This is a genomic window from Stenotrophomonas sp. STEN030 (genome assembly GCF_056759995.1).
In genome coordinates this window covers 23,950-40,129 of sequence record NZ_JBRREB010000001.1, presented here as the reverse complement: position 1 = coordinate 40,129, position 16,180 = coordinate 23,950, and the positions used below count along the sequence as shown (strand labels likewise).

General features: G+C 62.2%; 17 protein-coding genes. 8 read left to right on the top strand and 9 right to left on the bottom strand.

Annotated elements, in window-relative coordinates:
* Nucleotides 1-2: 2 nt before the first annotated feature.
* Nucleotides 3-239 (bottom strand): hypothetical protein, encoded by a 237-nt coding sequence (locus tag ACVOLR_RS00180; RefSeq protein ID WP_481534644.1) that lies wholly within the window; start codon nucleotides 237-239, stop codon nucleotides 3-5.
* Between the two features lie 285 nt (nucleotides 240-524).
* Here ACVOLR_RS00180 and ACVOLR_RS00175 point away from each other — a divergent pair, with 285 nt between their 5' ends.
* Both ACVOLR_RS00175 and ACVOLR_RS00170 read left to right on the top strand, forming a co-directional pair.
* Complete coding sequence (locus ACVOLR_RS00175) at nucleotides 525-2,426, top strand: alpha/beta hydrolase family protein (protein WP_481534643.1); 1,902 nt, start codon at nucleotides 525-527, stop codon at nucleotides 2,424-2,426.
* 125 nt (nucleotides 2,427-2,551) lie between these two features.
* The gene (locus ACVOLR_RS00170) at nucleotides 2,552-3,328 is read left to right on the top strand and encodes a glucose 1-dehydrogenase (protein WP_481534642.1); all 777 of its coding nucleotides are present in this window, start codon (nucleotides 2,552-2,554) and stop codon (nucleotides 3,326-3,328) included.
* 8 nt (nucleotides 3,329-3,336) lie between these two features.
* Here the strand turns inward: ACVOLR_RS00170 and ACVOLR_RS00165 are convergent, their stop codons facing one another.
* The 7 genes from ACVOLR_RS00165 to ACVOLR_RS00135 form a co-directional block, all read right to left on the bottom strand.
* Nucleotides 3,337-3,732: a c-type cytochrome gene (locus tag ACVOLR_RS00165; RefSeq protein WP_481534641.1), complete on the bottom strand. Its 396-nt coding sequence runs from the start codon at nucleotides 3,730-3,732 to the stop codon at nucleotides 3,337-3,339.
* 635 nt (nucleotides 3,733-4,367) lie between these two features.
* Complete coding sequence (gene prpB / locus ACVOLR_RS00160) at nucleotides 4,368-5,252, bottom strand: methylisocitrate lyase (RefSeq protein WP_481534640.1); 885 nt, start codon at nucleotides 5,250-5,252, stop codon at nucleotides 4,368-4,370.
* A 28-nt stretch (nucleotides 5,253-5,280) separates the two neighbouring features.
* Complete coding sequence (locus ACVOLR_RS00155) at nucleotides 5,281-6,960, bottom strand: electron transfer flavoprotein-ubiquinone oxidoreductase (RefSeq protein WP_481534639.1); 1,680 nt, start codon at nucleotides 6,958-6,960, stop codon at nucleotides 5,281-5,283.
* A gap of 63 nt (nucleotides 6,961-7,023) precedes the next feature.
* Entirely contained in the window at nucleotides 7,024-7,944 is a 921-nt protein-coding gene (locus tag ACVOLR_RS00150; protein WP_481534638.1) for a polysaccharide deacetylase family protein, read from the bottom strand.
* Nucleotides 7,941-8,876, bottom strand: coding sequence for a polysaccharide deacetylase family protein (locus ACVOLR_RS00145; protein ID WP_481534637.1), 936 nt, complete (start codon nucleotides 8,874-8,876; stop codon nucleotides 7,941-7,943). The genes ACVOLR_RS00150 and ACVOLR_RS00145 overlap by 4 nt, the downstream gene beginning before the upstream one ends.
* Nucleotides 8,873-9,547, bottom strand: a complete 675-nt coding sequence (locus tag ACVOLR_RS00140) for an isochorismatase family protein (RefSeq protein ID WP_481534636.1) — start codon at nucleotides 9,545-9,547, stop codon at nucleotides 8,873-8,875. The genes ACVOLR_RS00145 and ACVOLR_RS00140 overlap by 4 nt, the downstream gene beginning before the upstream one ends.
* Nucleotides 9,548-9,574: 27 nt before the next feature.
* Nucleotides 9,575-10,807, bottom strand: coding sequence for an MFS transporter (locus ACVOLR_RS00135; RefSeq protein WP_481534635.1), 1,233 nt, complete (start codon nucleotides 10,805-10,807; stop codon nucleotides 9,575-9,577).
* 141 nt (nucleotides 10,808-10,948) lie between these two features.
* On the opposite strand from ACVOLR_RS00135, the gene ACVOLR_RS00130 reads away from it, so the two are divergent.
* The 6 genes from ACVOLR_RS00130 (at nucleotide 10,949) to ACVOLR_RS00105 (ending at nucleotide 15,831) form a co-directional block, all read left to right on the top strand.
* A complete protein-coding gene (locus ACVOLR_RS00130; RefSeq protein WP_481534634.1) occupies nucleotides 10,949-11,257 on the top strand; it encodes a hypothetical protein in 309 nt (102 codons plus the stop codon).
* Nucleotides 11,258-11,277: 20 nt separating this feature from the next.
* Nucleotides 11,278-12,120 (top strand): SDR family NAD(P)-dependent oxidoreductase, encoded by an 843-nt coding sequence (locus ACVOLR_RS00125; RefSeq protein WP_481534633.1) that lies wholly within the window; start codon nucleotides 11,278-11,280, stop codon nucleotides 12,118-12,120.
* Nucleotides 12,121-12,324: 204 nt separating this feature from the next.
* Nucleotides 12,325-13,191 carry a polysaccharide deacetylase family protein gene (locus ACVOLR_RS00120; protein WP_481534632.1) on the top strand — a complete coding sequence of 289 codons (867 nt, stop codon included), beginning with the start codon at nucleotides 12,325-12,327 and terminating at the stop codon, nucleotides 13,189-13,191.
* Nucleotides 13,188-14,042 carry an HpcH/HpaI aldolase/citrate lyase family protein gene (locus ACVOLR_RS00115; RefSeq protein ID WP_481534631.1) on the top strand — a complete coding sequence of 285 codons (855 nt, stop codon included), beginning with the start codon at nucleotides 13,188-13,190 and terminating at the stop codon, nucleotides 14,040-14,042. The genes ACVOLR_RS00120 and ACVOLR_RS00115 overlap by 4 nt, the downstream gene beginning before the upstream one ends.
* 90 nt (nucleotides 14,043-14,132) lie before the next feature.
* A complete protein-coding gene (locus tag ACVOLR_RS00110; protein WP_481534630.1) occupies nucleotides 14,133-14,651 on the top strand; it encodes a MaoC family dehydratase in 519 nt (172 codons plus the stop codon).
* Nucleotides 14,652-14,658: 7 nt separating this feature from the next.
* Nucleotides 14,659-15,831, top strand: a complete 1,173-nt coding sequence (locus ACVOLR_RS00105; protein WP_481534629.1) for an acyl-CoA dehydrogenase family protein — start codon at nucleotides 14,659-14,661, stop codon at nucleotides 15,829-15,831.
* 104 nt (nucleotides 15,832-15,935) lie between these two features.
* On the opposite strand, the gene ACVOLR_RS00100 is transcribed toward ACVOLR_RS00105, so the two are convergent.
* Nucleotides 15,936-16,133 carry a hypothetical protein gene (locus ACVOLR_RS00100; protein WP_481534628.1) on the bottom strand — a complete coding sequence of 66 codons (198 nt, stop codon included), beginning with the start codon at nucleotides 16,131-16,133 and terminating at the stop codon, nucleotides 15,936-15,938.
* Nucleotides 16,134-16,180: the final 47 nt, after the last annotated feature.

Sequence of the window (16,180 nt, the reverse complement as noted above, 5' to 3'; positions counted from 1 at the left end):
TCTCAGCACACAAGCACGAACTGGCCCAGGAAAATGCCGAAGCCCAGCATCCACATCGCCAGCATCGCCGGGATGCCGGCGATGCGCAGCAACCAGCGCGGCTGCGGCCGCGCGGTGCGGGTAGCGCGGAAGATCAGCACCAACAGCACTACGCCGGCAACAACGAATAGCGCGAAGATCGACCAGCCCAGCAGCCAGAACGCCGTGGATTTGCTCGACTCCTGCGGACATTGGGCCATGGCCGAGGCCACTGAAGGCATTGTGCAAAGCAGCGCTGCAGACAAGGCGGTGAGTTGATTGCGGCTTCCCTGTCGCATGTGGCGACATGCTCCTGTTTGCGGTTACAGATGCGCATCCTGCCATGTACAGGGTAATGCCAGGGTAGAACAGCAATCACGGACCCGTCCCCGAGCCTCTGGATAACTGTAGCTGAGCTGCAAATGCACTAATCTCCGCAGATCCAATTGACTACAGGGAGGGAAGTCATGAAGCGAGGGGTACGGGGTTCGGCGATACTGTTTTTGATGGCGCTTTTGGGCGTGATGGTGGTTCCGGTTGCCGCACAGACCGTGCCGGTGGAGGCATTCTCCAAGGCGAGTCCGTTTTCGATGCCGCGCTTGTCACCAAATGGGGAATATCTCGCTTTCGCAACTGATTTCGGCGAAGGCAATCATGCACTCCAGGTGCTGCGTTTGGCGGACATGCAGCGTACTGCGGTACTGCGTCTGCCGCGCTTTGAAAGCCCTTACCAGATCATCTGGGTAAGCGACAAACGTCTGGTGATCGCCAAGGGGCGAAAATACGGTTCGCTTGAAAAGCCGCAGCCGATGGGCGAGATCATCGCCAGCGATTTCGACGGCCAGAACCAGCGCTATATCTACGGCTACGAGCAGCAGAATGCCGCAGCCGGCTTGGACCGTGGCTTCGGCTTCATCGAGGGTGTGGCCCAGGGCAATGACGGCCGCTTCTACATGCGCCAACTCAAGCGCAACCCCACCAATTCGATGTTGTACCTGGTGGATGCGGGGCCGCGCCCCAACTTCAAGCTGATTGCCAGCGTCAATGTACCGAGCCTGGAATTCGTGATCGACCGCAATGGCGTAGCGCGCTACGCATGGGGGCGCGACGATGACGACAACTATCTGCTGTATGCCTCCGAGGATGGGCAGCGCTGGCAGCCGGTCCCGCAGGAAAAGATGGGAGGCATCTGGACGCCCTACGCATTCTCGGCAGACAACCAGCGCGTGTATGGCCGCTTCAGTCGCAATGATGGGCCAACATCGCTGGTATCCAGCGCTGCTGACGGTAGTGACCGGGATACCTTGCTCGCAGATGGTTTCAGCAGCGTCGGCTTATCGCAATGGACGCGCTATCCGGCGGTGCCATTTGCTGCTTCGCCGGGTGCGGGGCGCCCGCAGCTGCAGTACTTCGACCCGGGCAAGCCAGAGGCGGAACTGCACAAGGCCTTGGCTGATCTGCTGCCGGCGCAGCACGTGACCTTCGATGACGTGAGCCGTGATGGCCAGACGATCCTGGTGCACCTGGCCAGTGATCGTGACCCTGGCGGCTGGTATGTCTTCCGGCGTGCGACCAACAAACTGGAAAAGGTGCTGTCACCCCGCGATGGAATCGATCCGGCGCTGATGGCCGAACGTCGCCCGGTACGTTTCAAGGCCGGCGACGGAACAGAGCTGGAGGCGATCCTGACCATTCCACGCAACAGCGAGGACCGTCGATTGCCGACCGTGCTGCTGTCGCACGGTGGCCCGCACGGTGTAAGCGATGACTGGTTCTACGACAACGACGCGCAGTTCCTCGCAAATCGCGGTTATCTGGTGGTACAGGTCAACTATCGAGGCAGTGGCTGGCGTGGACATGCATTTGAGGAGCTCGGCTACCTGCAGTGGGGAACGCGGATCCAGCAGGACGTGCTGGATGGCTTGAACCATGCTGCGACCCTGGGCCTGGCCGACACCTCGCGTGTGTGCAGCTATGGCGCAAGCTTCGGTGCGTACTCGGCGATGATGCTGGCCGCACGGCAGCCAGAGTTGATCCGCTGTGCGGTGGGCCTTGCCGGTGTTTACGACCTGAAGATGATGTACAAGAAGGGCGACATAAAGGACAACGCTTATGGCCGGAACTACCTGACCCGGGTGATCGGGCGCAACGACGAGGAGTTGGCGGCCAATTCACCGACCACGCTGGCGTCCAGCATCAAGGCACCTGTGTTCCTTGCCCATGGCGAGCGTGATGAACGCACGCCAATCGCCCAGGCAAATGCAATGCGCGCGGCGCTGGTCTCCGCTGGCAAGCCGCCGGAGTGGATGGCGGTGGCGGGGGAAGGCCATGGTTTCTACAACGACAACAACAGCGCGACCTTCTATCGTGCGCTGGAAGCGTTTCTAGACAAGAACATTGGCAAGTGATTGATCTGCTGCTGGTGCACGGGCAGGCCAACGAGGTGATGTGAGAGGAGGGGCATCACCTTCGCTTCTGCCTGCTGGGTGTATGGTCAGCGAATCGACTATTCGTCTGGACAGGAGTACGCCCCATGATCCCGCAAGCGCATTTCGACCTTTCTGGGAAAGTGGCCATCGTTACCGGTGGCGGCAATGGCATCGGCCGCGCCAGCTCGCTGATGTTGGCGGCCTATGGCGCCGCCGTCGCCATCGCCGACCTGAAGCTGGCTGCAGCTGAAAAGGTGGCAGCAGAAATCGTGGCGGCTGGCGGCAAGGCCTTGGCACTGGAGTGCAACGTGCTCAAGGACGAGGATCTGGTGCGCACGGTCGAGCGCACCGCGAGTGAGCTTGGTGGCATCCATATTCTGGTGAACAACGCCGGTGGTGGAGGTGCTGGGCGGGAGAGTCCGTTCGAGATCACGCTGCAGCAGTTCGAGCGGCCTTTCCAGATCAACGTGTTCAGTGCGTGGCGGCTGTCGCAGCTGTGCGCGCCGCATATGAAGAAAGCAGGCTACGGCTCCATCATCAACATGTCGTCGATGAGCTCGATCAACAAGAGCCCGGCGATCAGTGCCTACGCTGCATCAAAAGCGGCGATCAACCATATGACCGCGAATCTTGCACATGACTATGGTCCGGCCGGTATCCGCGTCAACGCGGTGGGGCCGGGTGCGGTGCGCACCGATGCATTGGCGACGGTGCTGACGCCGGAGATCGAGGAACGGATGCTGTCGCATACGCCGATCAAGCGCCTGGGTGAGGCCGATGATATTGCCGGTGCGGTGTTGTATTTCGCTGCGCCGATATCCAATTGGGTCAGTGGCCAGACCTTGTTCGTCAATGGCGGCGGTGTGCAGACGCTGGATTGATGCGCTGCTTATTCCGGTAGCGTGGACAAGAACTCGATCACGGCCTGGCGGCGCGCCGGGTCGGCGGTTGCGTTGACCATCTTGCTGCCGGGCACCTGTTTTGTCGGCGATTTGATGAAGGCGTCCAAGGTCTGCGCATCCCAGATGATGCCACTGGCCTTCATTGCTTCGGAGTAGTTGTAGCCCGGAGCGGTGCCGGCCTTGCGGCCGATCACGCCATGCAGGTTGGGGCCAACGCGGTGGCCGAGGTTGGCGCGGGTGTCGTGGCAACCAGCGCAGATGGCGAAGGCGCGTTCGAGTTCGCGCTGATGTGGATCAGCGCTTGCGCTGTGATTGAAGGCGTCGCGCTGGCCGCAGGCGCTGAGCGTCAGGCAGGCGAGAGCGATTAAGGGCAGGCGGGGCATTGCTTTCTCATTGCTATGGCAGCCGTGATGATGGTGCGCTGGCAATGATGGCTGGTGCTGGGAGTGGAAAGCAAAGGGTGGGGTTTGATGTGGGTTTAGGTTTTGAAAGGGGCTCGGAGCAGAGGCCGGAGCAAAAGCCGGAGCCGAAGAAGAAGCGAAAGCGAAAGCTCCCCTCATCCGCCCGTTGGGCACCTTCTCCCGCAAGCGGGAGAAGGGCGACTTCATGCATTTTCGGGTCCGTCGACAAAAGCGAAAAGCGAAAAGCGAAAAGCAAAAGTCAGAAGCAGAAGTCAGAAGTCAGAAGTCAGAAGTCAGAAGCAGAATCCAGCTGATCTTTGAGGGTTTCGCCGGAACGATTCTTCGGCCAGCTTCACATAAGAAAGCGGTCTCGTACGAGTAAAGGTCATGCATCCTGGTTATGCGATGGCCGCTGGTTGCGGTACCCGACAGGCTTCGCGGAGCGGCCGAAGCTGGAGATGCCAGCCCATGCAGAACCTTGCCGAAGAAATCCCCTCTCCCGCTTGCGGGAGAGGGGTAGGGGTGAGGGGAGCTTTTAGGCTTTTAGCCTTTAGGGTTTGTCGCTTTCAAGCTTTCAAGCTTTCAAGCCCATAGCTTCAAAGCCCCAACCCCAACCCTCACTTCTTCGCAGCAAGCGTCCTATCCAGACTCTGCTCAAACGTGTGATACCCGATCCGCTCATACAGTTCCTCACGGGTCTGCATGGTCTCCACCACATTGCGCTGGTGGCCATCACGACGGATCGCGGTATACACATTCTCCGCCGCTTTGTTCATCGCGCGGAACGCCGACAGCGGGTAGATGCACATCGCCACGCCAACCGAACCCAGTTCTTCGGTCGAGAACAACGGCGTCTGTCCGAACTCGGTCAGGTTGGCCAGCACCGGCACCTTCACCGCATCAACAAAACGCTTGTAGGTCTCAAGGTCATACGAGGCTTCGGCAAAGATGCCATCGGCGCCGGCCTCGACGCAGGCCAGCGAACGCTCGATCGCCGCGTCCACGCCTTCCATCTGGATAGCATCGGTACGCGCGATCAGGAAGAAATCCGCATCGGTCTTGGCATCGGCGGCGGCCTTGACCCGGTCCACCATCTCGCCCAGCGACACGATTTCCTTGTTCGGACGGTGGCCACAACGCTTGGCGCCGACCTGGTCTTCGATATGGCAGGCCGCCGCACCGGCCTTGATCAGCGACTTCACCGTGCGCGCGATGTTGAACGCGCTCGGGCCGAAGCCGGTGTCGATGTCCGACAGCAGCGGCAGATCGCAGACGTCGGTGATGCGGCGGATGTCGGTGAGCACGTCGTCCATGGTGTTGATGCCCAGGTCCGGCAGGCCCAGCGAGCCGGCGGCGACGCCGCCACCGGACAGGTAGACCGCGCGGAAGCCCGCCCGCTTGGCCAGCAACGCGTGATTGGCGTTGATCGCACCGGGGATCTGCAACGGGCTTTCCTGCTTTAGCGCTTCGCGGAAGCGGGCGCCTGGACTGACAATGCTCATCAAAACTCCTGTGGGTTGATGGCGATGCTTACATCGCCGGATAGTTTGGTCCGCCACCACCCTGCGGAGTTACCCACACGATGTTCTGGGTGGGGTCCTTGATGTCGCAGGTCTTGCAGTGCACGCAGTTCTGCGCGTTGATCTGTAGGCGGGTATCGCTGCCTTCGCCGACGAACTCGTAGACGCCAGCCGGGCAGTAACGTGCTTCCGGGCCGCCGTAGGTGGCCAGGTTGACCTTCACCGGCACGCTGGCGTCCTTCAAGGTCAGATGGCTGGGCTGGTCTTCTTCGTGGTTGGTCGAGGACAGGAACACCGAGCTCAGGCGATCAAAGGTCAGCACGTTGTCGGGCTTGGGATAGTTGATCTTCGGCTGGCTGGCGGCCGGCTCCAGGCACTCGTGGTCGGCCTTGGTGCGGTGGATGGTCCACGGTGCGTTGCGGATGCCCAGCTTGGGCAGCAGCCACTGTTCGATGCCGGTCATCAGCGTGGCCAGGGTGCGGCCCTTCTTGAACCACTGCTTGAAGTTCTTGGCCTGCATCAGCTCGGCCTTCAGCCAGCTGTTCTCGAAGGCTTCCGGATAGGCGCTCAGCTCATCGCGCGAGCGACCGGCGACCAGCGCGTCGAACGCGGCCTCGGCGGCCAGCATGCCGGTCTTGATCGCGGCGTGGCTGCCCTTGATGCGGCTGACGTTGAGGTAGCCGGCTTCGCAGCCGACCAGCGCGCCGCCCGGGAACACGGTCTTGGGCAGCGACAGGATGCCGCCGGCGGTGATCGCACGCGCGCCGTAGGCAATGCGCTTGCCGCCCTCCAGGTGCTTGCGGATCGCCGGGTGGGTCTTGAAGCGCTGGAATTCTTCGAACGGGCTCAGCCACGGGTTCTTGTAGTCCAGGCCGACCACATAGCCGATCGAAACCTTGCCGCCTTCAGCGTGGTACAGGAACGCACCGCCATAGGTGTCGTTGTCCAGCGGCCAGCCAGCGGCGTGCACTACCAGACCCGGCTCGTGCTTGGCCGGATCGATCTGCCACAGTTCCTTGATGCCCAGGCCATAGGCCTGCGGGTCCTTGCCGGCGTCGAGCTTGAATTTGCTGATCAGCTGGCGGCCCAGATGGCCGCGCGAGCCTTCGGCGAAGATCGTGTACTTGGCATGCAGTTCCATGCCGCGCTCGTAGTTCGGTCCCGGCGTGCCGTCCTTGTGGATGCCCATGTCGCCGGTGGCCACGCCCATCACCGCGTCGTTCTCGTCGTACAGCACTTCGGCGGCGGCAAAGCCCGGGAAGATCGACACTTCCAGTGCTTCGGCCTGCTGCGCCAGCCAGCGGCTGACTTCGCCCAGGCTGATGATGTAGCTGCCGTCGTTGTGGAAGCACTCCGGCAACAAGGCGTGCGGGGTGCTCTTGGCGCCGGTTTCATTCAAGAACAGGAATTCATCGCGGGTGACGGCCTGCCGCAGCGGCGCACCGCGTTCCTTCCAGTCCGGGAACAGCTCGTTGAGCGCGCGCGGGTCCATCACCGCGCCGGACAGGATGTGCGCGCCCGGCTCGGAGCCTTTCTCCAATACGCACACCGACAATTCCTGGCCCTTCTCCACCGCCAGCTGACGCAGGCGGATGGCAGTGGCCAGACCGGCAGGGCCGGCGCCGACGATGACGACGTCAAATTCCATCGCTTCGCGCGGCGGCAGGGCGGTGTTGGCTTCAGTGTTCATGCAAGGGCTCTTGGGTAAAGGCCGGCGCGGGTTGAGCGACGACGGTTGCCTGGAACCGCCGCCTCAACGTGAGGCGGCGATGATCTGCGAAGGCGCAGCGTTCCAGATCAGCCCTGCGTTGTCTGCCAGATGGGCGAACACGCGTTCCAGGTGCTTGATGCGGTGCGGCTGGCCCATCACCCACGGATGGATGTTGAGCGCGAGCAGGCGACCCTGTCCGCTGCGCTGCGCTTCCTCCAGCAGGAAATCGCAGGCATCGACCATCTGGTCCGCATACTCGGCCTCGGCATGCAGATTTTCGCCGACGATGAAGCGATCTTCCAATTCCAGTGACAACGGCAGTGCGGTGAGCGGGCCATTGGCGGTCTGGAAGGGGTAGGGCAGCTCGTCGTTGATCCAGTCGCCAAACCACTGCAAACCGGCCTGTTGCAGCAGTTCCGGGGTGTTTTCGGACTGCGAGCGGGCCGGTGACAACCAACCCTGGATGGGGGTGTCCGAATACGGGGCCAGCGCGGCCAAACTGCGCTGGATGTATTCAGCTTCGCGCGCCGGGTCGAGCCCGCCGTAGTGCACGCTGTCCATGTTCCAGCCGTGCGCGACCAGCTCGGCGCTGCGCGCCTTCAACCTGCGCAGCAGGGCCGGGTAGCGCTCGGCCAGTTCGCCATTGACCGCAGTGCTGGCGCGCAGACCATACTTTTCCAGCGCATCCAGTACGCGGAACACGCCGACCCGGTTGCCGTAATCGCGCAGGGTGTAATGGCGCAGGTCCGGGTAGGGCATGACCATGGAGCCGTGCGGCTTGAAGCCCTCGCCCTTGGGGTTGAGCGGGAAGTGCTCCAGGCTCAGGTTGATCCACAGTGCCAGCGGCTTGTCGTCGGGCCAGCGCACGGCTGGGCGTTCGGCGAGCATCGACCAGCTGTAGCGCGCGTGGTCCATGCCGTGGCGCAGCTGCGGGTATTCGAGGAAGCTGCGATCCAGGCTCATGCCTCGTCCTCCGCGTTAATCGCCGCCATCGAGGCCAGCGCGTCGTCGTAGTGCTTGTCCAGATAGTGCTGGGCAATCTCGCGACCGGTGGCCTTCCACACCTTGTCGTGGCTGCAGATGTAGTCCATCGCGTCGTGGAACGCGGCCAGGCGATGCGGATGGCTGACCTGGTAGGCATGCAGCGGCACGCACATCACCGTGCCGGAGTGCTCGCCTTCGGCGTACAGGCGGTCGAAGGCGTCCTTGATCATCTGCCCGTAGCGGCGCGGCTCGATCTTGTTGGTGACGTAGACGATGGTGTCGTTGAGCTCCAGCGAGTACGGCACCGACACGAAGCGCTTGCCTGAGCGGGTCGTTACCGGCGTCGGCTGGTCATCGTGAAACAGATCGCAGGTGTACAGCCCACCGGCTTCGGCAAACAGGTCGATGGTGGCGTCCGAGTGCGACAGCGCCGGTGCCAGGTAGCCATCGCAGTGCTGGCCGGTGTGCTCGGCGATCAGCGCCATCGAGTGCGCGATCATCTCCCGCTCCTGCGCCTCGTCCATGCCGTAGGTGTAGCGGGTGTTGTAGATGCCGTGGCTGAAGAACTCCCAGTTGCGCTCGGCCGCCATCTGGATCACTTCCGGGTGGTGCTTGAGCATGGCCGTGGACAGCGATACCGAGCCGCGCAGGCCGTACTGGTCCATCACCCGCATCATCCGCTGGTGGCCTACGCGGTTGCCGTAGTCACGCGTGCCATAGCCCTGGATGTCGGGCAGCGGCCGCGGCCACGGCTTGCGTTGCGGATTGGCCGGCGGCGCGTACTCGTAGAACTCGATGTTGGGTGCGATCCACAGCGCCACGCGTGCGCCGCCCGGCCATTCGATCTTCGGCCGGCTGTCGTAGGGCCAGTAATCGAACAGGCCCGGATCGGACTTGGTCGTGGCGTTCATGCGCGCAAGGCCTGCAGTTGTGCGGCCACGTGCTCGGCCGATTCCACGTCGCCGTACTTGAGCATGATGTCGCTGAGGTTGGCGAAGTGCGGGATCTCGTGCTTATCGGCCACGCATTCTTCCGGGACGATGCTGCGGTAGCCGCGCGACAGGCTGTCGATCACGCAGGCGCGGATGCAGCCCGAGGTGGAACCGCCGGTGATGATCAGGGTGTCGATCTTGTGGAAAGTCAGCAGCGACCACAGGTTGGTTTCGAAGAACGGGCTGGCCATACGCTTGTGCATGACGATGTCGCCCGGCTGGACATCGGCGCGCGGGTCGAACTGTGCGCGCTCGGAGCCGTGCTTGATGTTCTGCAACGAGTCTGGCGTGTTGGTGCGGGTGCCCCAGGTGCCGGCGTCTTCGCCGGATTCCAGATAGGCCACATACGTCCACACCACCGGCAGGCCGAGCGCGCGTACCTGCGCCGACAGCGCATTGATGTGCTCGATCTGGCGCGGGTCGGTCTCGTACGCGGTCTTGAACGCGGCCATGTCGGTATAGGCGCGCTGCACATCGATGTTGACGATGGCCGGGCGCGCGCCGAAGCCGAACTTGGCGCGGTTGGGGTTGGCCTTGACCTGCTCCCAATACTGGCGGGCGGTGAGGTTGGACGTTTCCATCACGGGCATGGGGTCTCTCCGTTGCAGCAGTGGGGATCAGGCGGCCGAAGCGCGCGAACGTTCGTCGCGCACCAGCGTTGCGGCCAGCAGGGCCAGCACGATCAGTACGCAGATCAGGCTGAAAGCGATGTGGTAGCTCTTGGTGATGTCGAAGATCTTGGCTGTCACCCAGATGCCGAGACCGGCGGTGGTCGCATCGAGCAGGGTGATTGTGCCGAGGATCTTGCCGGCTGAGCTCAAGCCGAAAGCGTTGACCGCGAGCAGCTGGATCATCGTGTACAGGCCGCCCCAGCCCAGACCGAACAAGGCCAGCGAATACCAGATCAGGTCGGCGCGCATGGTTGCCAGGATCAACGCGCCTGCGGCCATGATCGTCAGGTTGAGCAGGAATACGCGCTTGGCCGGCAATACATCGGCAAGGAAGCCGAACACGAACTTGCCAACCATCGCCAGGCCGAACATCAGGCCCAGGCCATTGCCGGCGGTGGCCGGTTCAAAGCCCAGGTCACGCATGTGCAGGAACAGGTTGGAAGCCACCGCCATGATCGAGAAGAACGTCGTCATCGCCACGAATGCCAACACCCAGAACGTGCGGGTGCGCATCGCCTGCTGGTAGCTCAGGTCTGGCAGCGAGGCAGCGGCCGGCGTGCCTGCTGCCGCCTTGGCGGCCAGGGTGTCAGCGCCCCATGGCTGGATGCCGCCCGGGCGCGGGCTGCGCACGAACAGGAAGGCGATGATCAGGAAGGCCAGCGGAATCGCGGCTTCCCACAGCAGCGCGGCACGCCAGTCCATGGTTTGCATCAGGTGCACGCCGAGTTTGGGGAACACCATGCCGCCGAGGCTGGTACCGACCAGGGCAATGCCAATTGCGGTGCCGCGATGGGTGGCAAACCACTGCGAGACGAAGATCACCGCCACATTCAGGCCGGCGGCGACCAGCACCGCGGCAAAGCCGACGTGGATCCAGTACAGGTGGGCCAGCGTATGGATGTGCGCATACGCCGCATACAGCGCCGCCAACAAGGCGATGCCGGCCAGCACAAGCTTGCGCGGGCCGACCTTGTCGATCAGCGCGCCCAGGAACGGCGCCATCCAGCCGGCCAGCACCAGGGTGATCAGGTCGCGCAGCTTGAGCTCGCTGCGGGTCCAGCCGAAGTCCTTGAGCAGGGATTCGTCAAAGGCGGTCAGACCGGTCACGGTCAAGCCGTTGGAGACCAGCAACACCAACATTCCCACTACCGCCATCAACCACGGGTAATAACGCTTCATCAAAGCACCTCAATCGTTTGGGTTACGGCAGGTAGATACGCCGGTGGGGGTTTTCCGTCGCCGGCGTTGACCGGGGACGAATGGCATGCCTACACTTTGTCCGGACAAAGTGTGCCACAGTCTTTTACCTGGGAGGAAGCCATGCAAACCGTGATCGTCCTGTTCAACCTCAAAGCCGGCGTCAGCCGTGAGGAATACGAGGCCTGGGCGCGTGCCAGTGACCTGCCGGTGGTCAATGCGCTGCCGTCGGTGGAGAAGTTCGAGGTACTCAAGGCCAGCGGTCTGTTGATTGGTGAAGGCAGCTCCCCGTACGAGTACATCGAGCTGATGCGCATTCCGGACATGGCCGCCTTCGGCGCCGACCTCGCCGATCCGGCCGTTCAAGCCGGTGCAGCGCAGTTCCAGCATTACGCTGACAATCCGTTGTTCATCCTCACCAGCGCGCTGTAAGCGCACAAGGAACATAGGTCATGGCTCGTTTCCCCGAATTGCAGGGCAAGGTCGCACTTATCACCGGCGCTGGTCGCCGCGCCGGCCTGGGCGAGGGCATTGCCCGCCGTCTGCTGCAGGAAGGCTGCAAGGTGGTGCTGACCGATATCGGCCAGGTACGTGGCGCCGAGATGCCGGTTACTGCGGTCGGTACCGACGAGGAGTTGGCCCAGGTCGCCGCCGAGCTGGCTGCCAGCACCGGTGGCGAGTGCGTGGCGATGGCCCTGGATGTGCTGGAAGAGGCGCAGGTGGAAGCGGTGGTCAAGGCCACCGTCGAACGCTTTGGTCGCCTCGACATCCTGGTCAACAACGCCGGCATCGGTTACCTGATGAAGTCGCTGGTCGACATCGATGCCAAGGAATGGGATGCAGTGCTGGGTGTGAACCTGCGCGGCGCCTTCCTGACCATCAAGCATGCCGGCCGGCAGATGATCGCGCAGGGCGGCGGCCGCATCGTCAACATCGCCTCGCAGGCGGCCAAGTCGGCATTTCCGCATGCGGCGGCTTACTGCTCGTCCAAGCACGGCCTGGTCGGTTTGACCCGTGTCGCGGCGCTGGAACTGGCTGGGCACGGCATCAACGTCAATGCGGTCTGCCCGAACCATGTGACTACCGGTCTGGGTGCTTGGCAGAACGAATACTTCGCTGAGAAGCAGCGCAAGAGTGTGGAGCAGTACCTGGCGGACATGCGTGCGCGCATTCCGGCGGGGCGCCCGGGTCTGCCTTCGGATACTGCGGCTGCTACGGCATTTCTGTGCTCGGACGATGCGGTGTACATCACTGGCGAGGCGATCAATGTTTCGGGTGGTGAGGAGAACCATTGAGATGGCGGCTCTTCGCGATCTCCTAACAGATCGTCATTCCCGCGAAGGCGGGAATCGCTCTGGCCTTTGATTTCCACGTCAAAGGCGAAGAGCGAAGAGCGATTCCCGCTTGCGCGGGAATGACGGCGTTAAAAGCAAAGCAGAAGCAGCAAAGCAAAGCAGCAGTCCCCCACAACGCAACTCAACAACCGCACCGAGACCACCATGTCCAAACCCGTCTACCAGTGGCCCAACAACGCACGCCTGGCCTTGTCCGTGGTCGTCAATGTTGAAGAGCTGTCCGAGTACAACGTGGGCCAGGGTGACAAGATCACCGAACCGGTGGATGAGCTGCACGTCACCCTGTCCAAGCCGGTGCGCAACTACGGCAACGAATCCAATTACCGCTACGGCGTGAATGAAGGCCATGCGCGCGTTTCAGCGCTGTTGGACAAGTACAACGTCACCAGCACCTATACCGCCGCTGCGGTGTCGCTGGAGCGTGCGCCGGAAATCGCTGACTACCTGCGTGGCAGCCGCCACGAAGTGTGTTCGCACGGCCACCGTTGGATCCACCAGTTCCGCTTCAACGAAGACCAGGAACGCCAGTTCATCCGCGACGCGGCTGACAGCATCGAAGCCACTACCGGCGTACGCCCGGTCGGCTGGCTGTCGCGCTACCTGCATACCGCTTCTACCCGTCGCCTGCTGCAGGAAGAAGGCTTCCTGTACCACATGGACGATTACTCGGCCGATGCGCCGTTCTGGGGTGATGTCGATGGCAGCGAACAGCCGATGATCGTGGTGCCATACCAGCTTGATACCAATGACATGAAGATGTGGGTGGCGCCGTCCTACCTGCCCAAGGACTGGTTGGATTACGCCATCGACAGCTTCGACACGCTGTACGCCGAAGGCGAGCACAGCCCGAAGGTTATGTCGCTGGGCCTGCACCTGCGCATCATCGGCCGCCCGGGTCGCATCGGTGCGTTCGAGAAGTTCCTGCAGTACGTCGCACAGAAACCGGGGACCTGGTACGCCACCCGTCGCCAGATTGCCGAACACTTTGCTCAGCAAGTGAGCGCAGCATGAGCGCTGCATTGAACAATCCGCGCCGCTGCCTGCTGTTCGTGCCGGGCTCGCGCCCGGAGCGTTATGCCAAGGCGGTCGCCACCGGCGCCGACCAGGTCTGCATCGATCTGGAAGATGCGGTTGCGCCGGGCGACAAGGAAACAGCGCGTGCTTCGCTGTTCGCGTTTCTTGCGGACAAGCCAGAAAGCCGTGGCGAGATAGGCCTGCGCATCAATCCCTTGTCCACCGAGCTGGGTCAAGCTGATCTGAAAGCATTGGCGGCGTCTGGCTTGAAGCCGGCCTTCGTGATGCTGCCAAAGGTCGAAACCGTGGCCGAACTGCAGCAGGCCGATAACGCGCTTGCGGCCATCGACACCGTGTTCATCGCGCAGATCGAAACGCCGAAGGGTTTGCTGGGTGCACGCGCGCTTGCGACGGCGACTCCGCGTTTGCAGGCGCTGATGTTTGGTGGCTTCGATTACATCGTCGCGCTGCGTGGCCGCGCCTGCTGGGAGAGTTTCTTCCACCCACGCGTGCAGCTGGCAACGATTGCCGCCGAAGCCGGTGTCGGTTGTCTTGATGTGCCCTTCCTCGACATCAAGGACGAAGCAGGCCTGGTCGTTGAAACCGACCGTGTGATCGACCTTGGCTTCACCGCCAAGGCGGCGATCCATCCGGCCCAGGTCGAGCCCATCCAAAGCCGCTATTTGCCAACCGCCGCCGAATACGACCGTGCCCAGCGTGTGGTCGCGGCACTGGCCGCCAGCGGCGGCGAAGCCATCCAGCTCGACGGCAAGCTGGTGGATCGCCCCATCGAAATTGCCGCCGAACGCGCAATCGCACTCGGTGCACTCGGCGTGCGCGCCGACTGAACCCAACGCCACATTGAACAGCTGATTTCCAGCCCTCTTTGACCGAGCTGCGCCCAGCGCCAGCCCAACCCGCACCAAAAGGACATTGTCATGGTTCAGAACGTCAAGCAGATTTCCGAAAACCGCTTCCGCGAAACCTTCGGCCGCTACTACGAAGAGTTCAATGTCGGCGACATCTACGAGCACCGCCCCGGCCGCTCGATCACCGAGACCGACAACACCTGGTTCACCCTGCTGACGATGAACACCCATCCGATGCACTTCGACAAGGAATACGCCAAGGCATCGGAGTTCGGAAAGGTGATCGTCTGCTCGCCGTTCACCGTGGCGCTGATGGTCGGCATGAGCGTCACGGATGTCAGCCAGAAGGCGGTGGCCAATCTTGGTTGGAGCGAAATCAAGATGACCCATCCGTTGTTTGTCGGCGACACCCTGATCGCCGAATCGGAAGTGCTGGAGAAGCGCGAATCAAAGTCGCGTCTGGGTGCAGGCATCGTCACCTGCCGCACCGATGGCTTCAACCAGGACGGCAAGCTGGTCTGCACCTTCAACCGCACCATGCTGATCGCCAAGCGCGGCCACTCGGTGGAAGACAAGGTCAACTACTGAGAGCGCAATGATGAGCACCGAACAGGAACAGCTGTGGGGCCCTGACGAAGAGCAGGCACTTCTTGACTCGATTGACCATTGGGTGGAGAAGTCGGTCGCGCCTATCGCGCAGGAATACGATCTCGAAGACAAGTACCCGCATCACCTGGTCGAGGAGATGAAGGACCTCGGCCTGTTCGGTGCCACCATCTCGCCGGAGTACGGTGGGCTTGGGCTGCCGGCGCGCATCTACGCCAAGATCGTGATCAAGGTGTCGTCGGTATGGATGGCGCCGACCGGCATCTTCAACTCGCACCTGATCATGGCTGCGGCAATCGAGCGTTGCGGCACCGAGGCACAGAAGCAGAAGTACCTGCCGCGCATGGCCACCGGCGAGCTGCGCGGCGCGTTGGGTTTGACCGAGCCGAACGCGGGTACCGATCTGCAGGCGATCCGCAGCGTTGCCAAGCGCGATGGCGACCATTACGTCATCAACGGCGCCAAGACTTGGATCACCAATTCCATGTATGGCGACATGGTGCTGCTACTGGTCAAGACCGACCCGGAGGCGCAGCCGCGCCACAAGGGCATGAGCATGTTCATCGCCGAGAAGGACGAAGGCTTCATCGTCGCCAAGAAGATGAAGAAGTCCGGCTACCGCGCCATCGACACCTGCGAGTTGGTATTCCAGGACTACAAGGTGCCGGCGGACTGCCTGCTCGGTGGCACTGAAGGTCAGGGCTTCCAGCATGCGGTTGGTGGCCTGGAGTTGGGTCGCATCAATGTGGCGGCGCGCGGCTGTGGCATTGCCGAGGGCGCACTGCGCTTGTCGGTGCGTTACGCGCAGGAACGCATGACCTTCGGCAAGCCGATCGCCGAGCATCAGGCCATCCAGCTCAAGCTGGGCGAGATGGCAGCCAAGGTTGAAGCGTCGAAGCTGCTGATCGAGAGCGCGGCTAATGCCTACGACAAGGGCCTGCGCTGCGACATGGAAGCGGGCATGGCCAAGTACTTCGCCACCGAGACTGGTGCGTACTGCGCGCAGGAAGGCATGCGGATTTTTGGTGGCTACAGCTATTCGGTGGAATACGACATCGAGCGTTTCCACCGCGACGCCATGCTGATGTGTATTGGTGAAGGCACCAATGAAATGCAGCGCATCATCATCGCCAAACAATTGGTGGCAAGAAACAAGATCTAGAAGCCCAAGCAGACAAAAGCCCCTCTCCCGAAAGCATCAGACGCAAAGCCCCTCTCCCGCCTGCGGGAGAGGGGTTGGGGTGAGGGGAAGCTCTACATGCAAAGTCAAAAGCTCCCCTCATCCGCCCTTCGGGCACCTTCTCCCGCTTGCGGGAGAAGGGATAGAGCAACAGCAACAGCAACAGCCAAGGCCAAAGCCAAGGCCAAAGCCAAGGCCAAAGCCAAAGCCAAAGCCAAAGCAACAGCCAAAGCAACAGCCAAAGCCAAAGCCAAAGCCAAAGCCAAAGCAACAGCCAAAGCCAAAGCAACAGCAACAGCAACAGCCAGGCAGACGCAACAGCAACATCCCT

Excerpts from the sequence above, each read along its gene's own strand:
- ACVOLR_RS00180 (WP_481534644.1), bottom strand. The coding sequence starts at position 239 with ATGGCCCAATGTCCGCAGGAGTCGAGCAAATCCACGGCGTTCTGGCTG.
- ACVOLR_RS00175 (WP_481534643.1), top strand. The coding sequence starts at position 525 with ATGGCGCTTTTGGGCGTGATGGTGGTTCCGGTTGCCGCACAGACCGTG.
- ACVOLR_RS00170 (WP_481534642.1), top strand. The coding sequence starts at position 2,552 with ATGATCCCGCAAGCGCATTTCGACCTTTCTGGGAAAGTGGCCATCGTT.
- ACVOLR_RS00165 (WP_481534641.1), bottom strand. The coding sequence starts at position 3,732 with ATGCCCCGCCTGCCCTTAATCGCTCTCGCCTGCCTGACGCTCAGCGCC.
- prpB (WP_481534640.1), bottom strand. The coding sequence starts at position 5,252 with ATGAGCATTGTCAGTCCAGGCGCCCGCTTCCGCGAAGCGCTAAAGCAG.
- ACVOLR_RS00155 (WP_481534639.1), bottom strand. The coding sequence starts at position 6,960 with ATGAACACTGAAGCCAACACCGCCCTGCCGCCGCGCGAAGCGATGGAA.
- ACVOLR_RS00150 (WP_481534638.1), bottom strand. The coding sequence starts at position 7,944 with ATGAGCCTGGATCGCAGCTTCCTCGAATACCCGCAGCTGCGCCACGGC.
- ACVOLR_RS00145 (WP_481534637.1), bottom strand. The coding sequence starts at position 8,876 with ATGAACGCCACGACCAAGTCCGATCCGGGCCTGTTCGATTACTGGCCC.
- ACVOLR_RS00140 (WP_481534636.1), bottom strand. The coding sequence starts at position 9,547 with ATGCCCGTGATGGAAACGTCCAACCTCACCGCCCGCCAGTATTGGGAG.
- ACVOLR_RS00135 (WP_481534635.1), bottom strand. The coding sequence starts at position 10,807 with ATGAAGCGTTATTACCCGTGGTTGATGGCGGTAGTGGGAATGTTGGTG.
- ACVOLR_RS00130 (WP_481534634.1), top strand. The coding sequence starts at position 10,949 with ATGCAAACCGTGATCGTCCTGTTCAACCTCAAAGCCGGCGTCAGCCGT.
- ACVOLR_RS00125 (WP_481534633.1), top strand. The coding sequence starts at position 11,278 with ATGGCTCGTTTCCCCGAATTGCAGGGCAAGGTCGCACTTATCACCGGC.
- ACVOLR_RS00120 (WP_481534632.1), top strand. The coding sequence starts at position 12,325 with ATGTCCAAACCCGTCTACCAGTGGCCCAACAACGCACGCCTGGCCTTG.
- ACVOLR_RS00115 (WP_481534631.1), top strand. The coding sequence starts at position 13,188 with ATGAGCGCTGCATTGAACAATCCGCGCCGCTGCCTGCTGTTCGTGCCG.
- ACVOLR_RS00110 (WP_481534630.1), top strand. The coding sequence starts at position 14,133 with ATGGTTCAGAACGTCAAGCAGATTTCCGAAAACCGCTTCCGCGAAACC.
- ACVOLR_RS00105 (WP_481534629.1), top strand. The coding sequence starts at position 14,659 with ATGATGAGCACCGAACAGGAACAGCTGTGGGGCCCTGACGAAGAGCAG.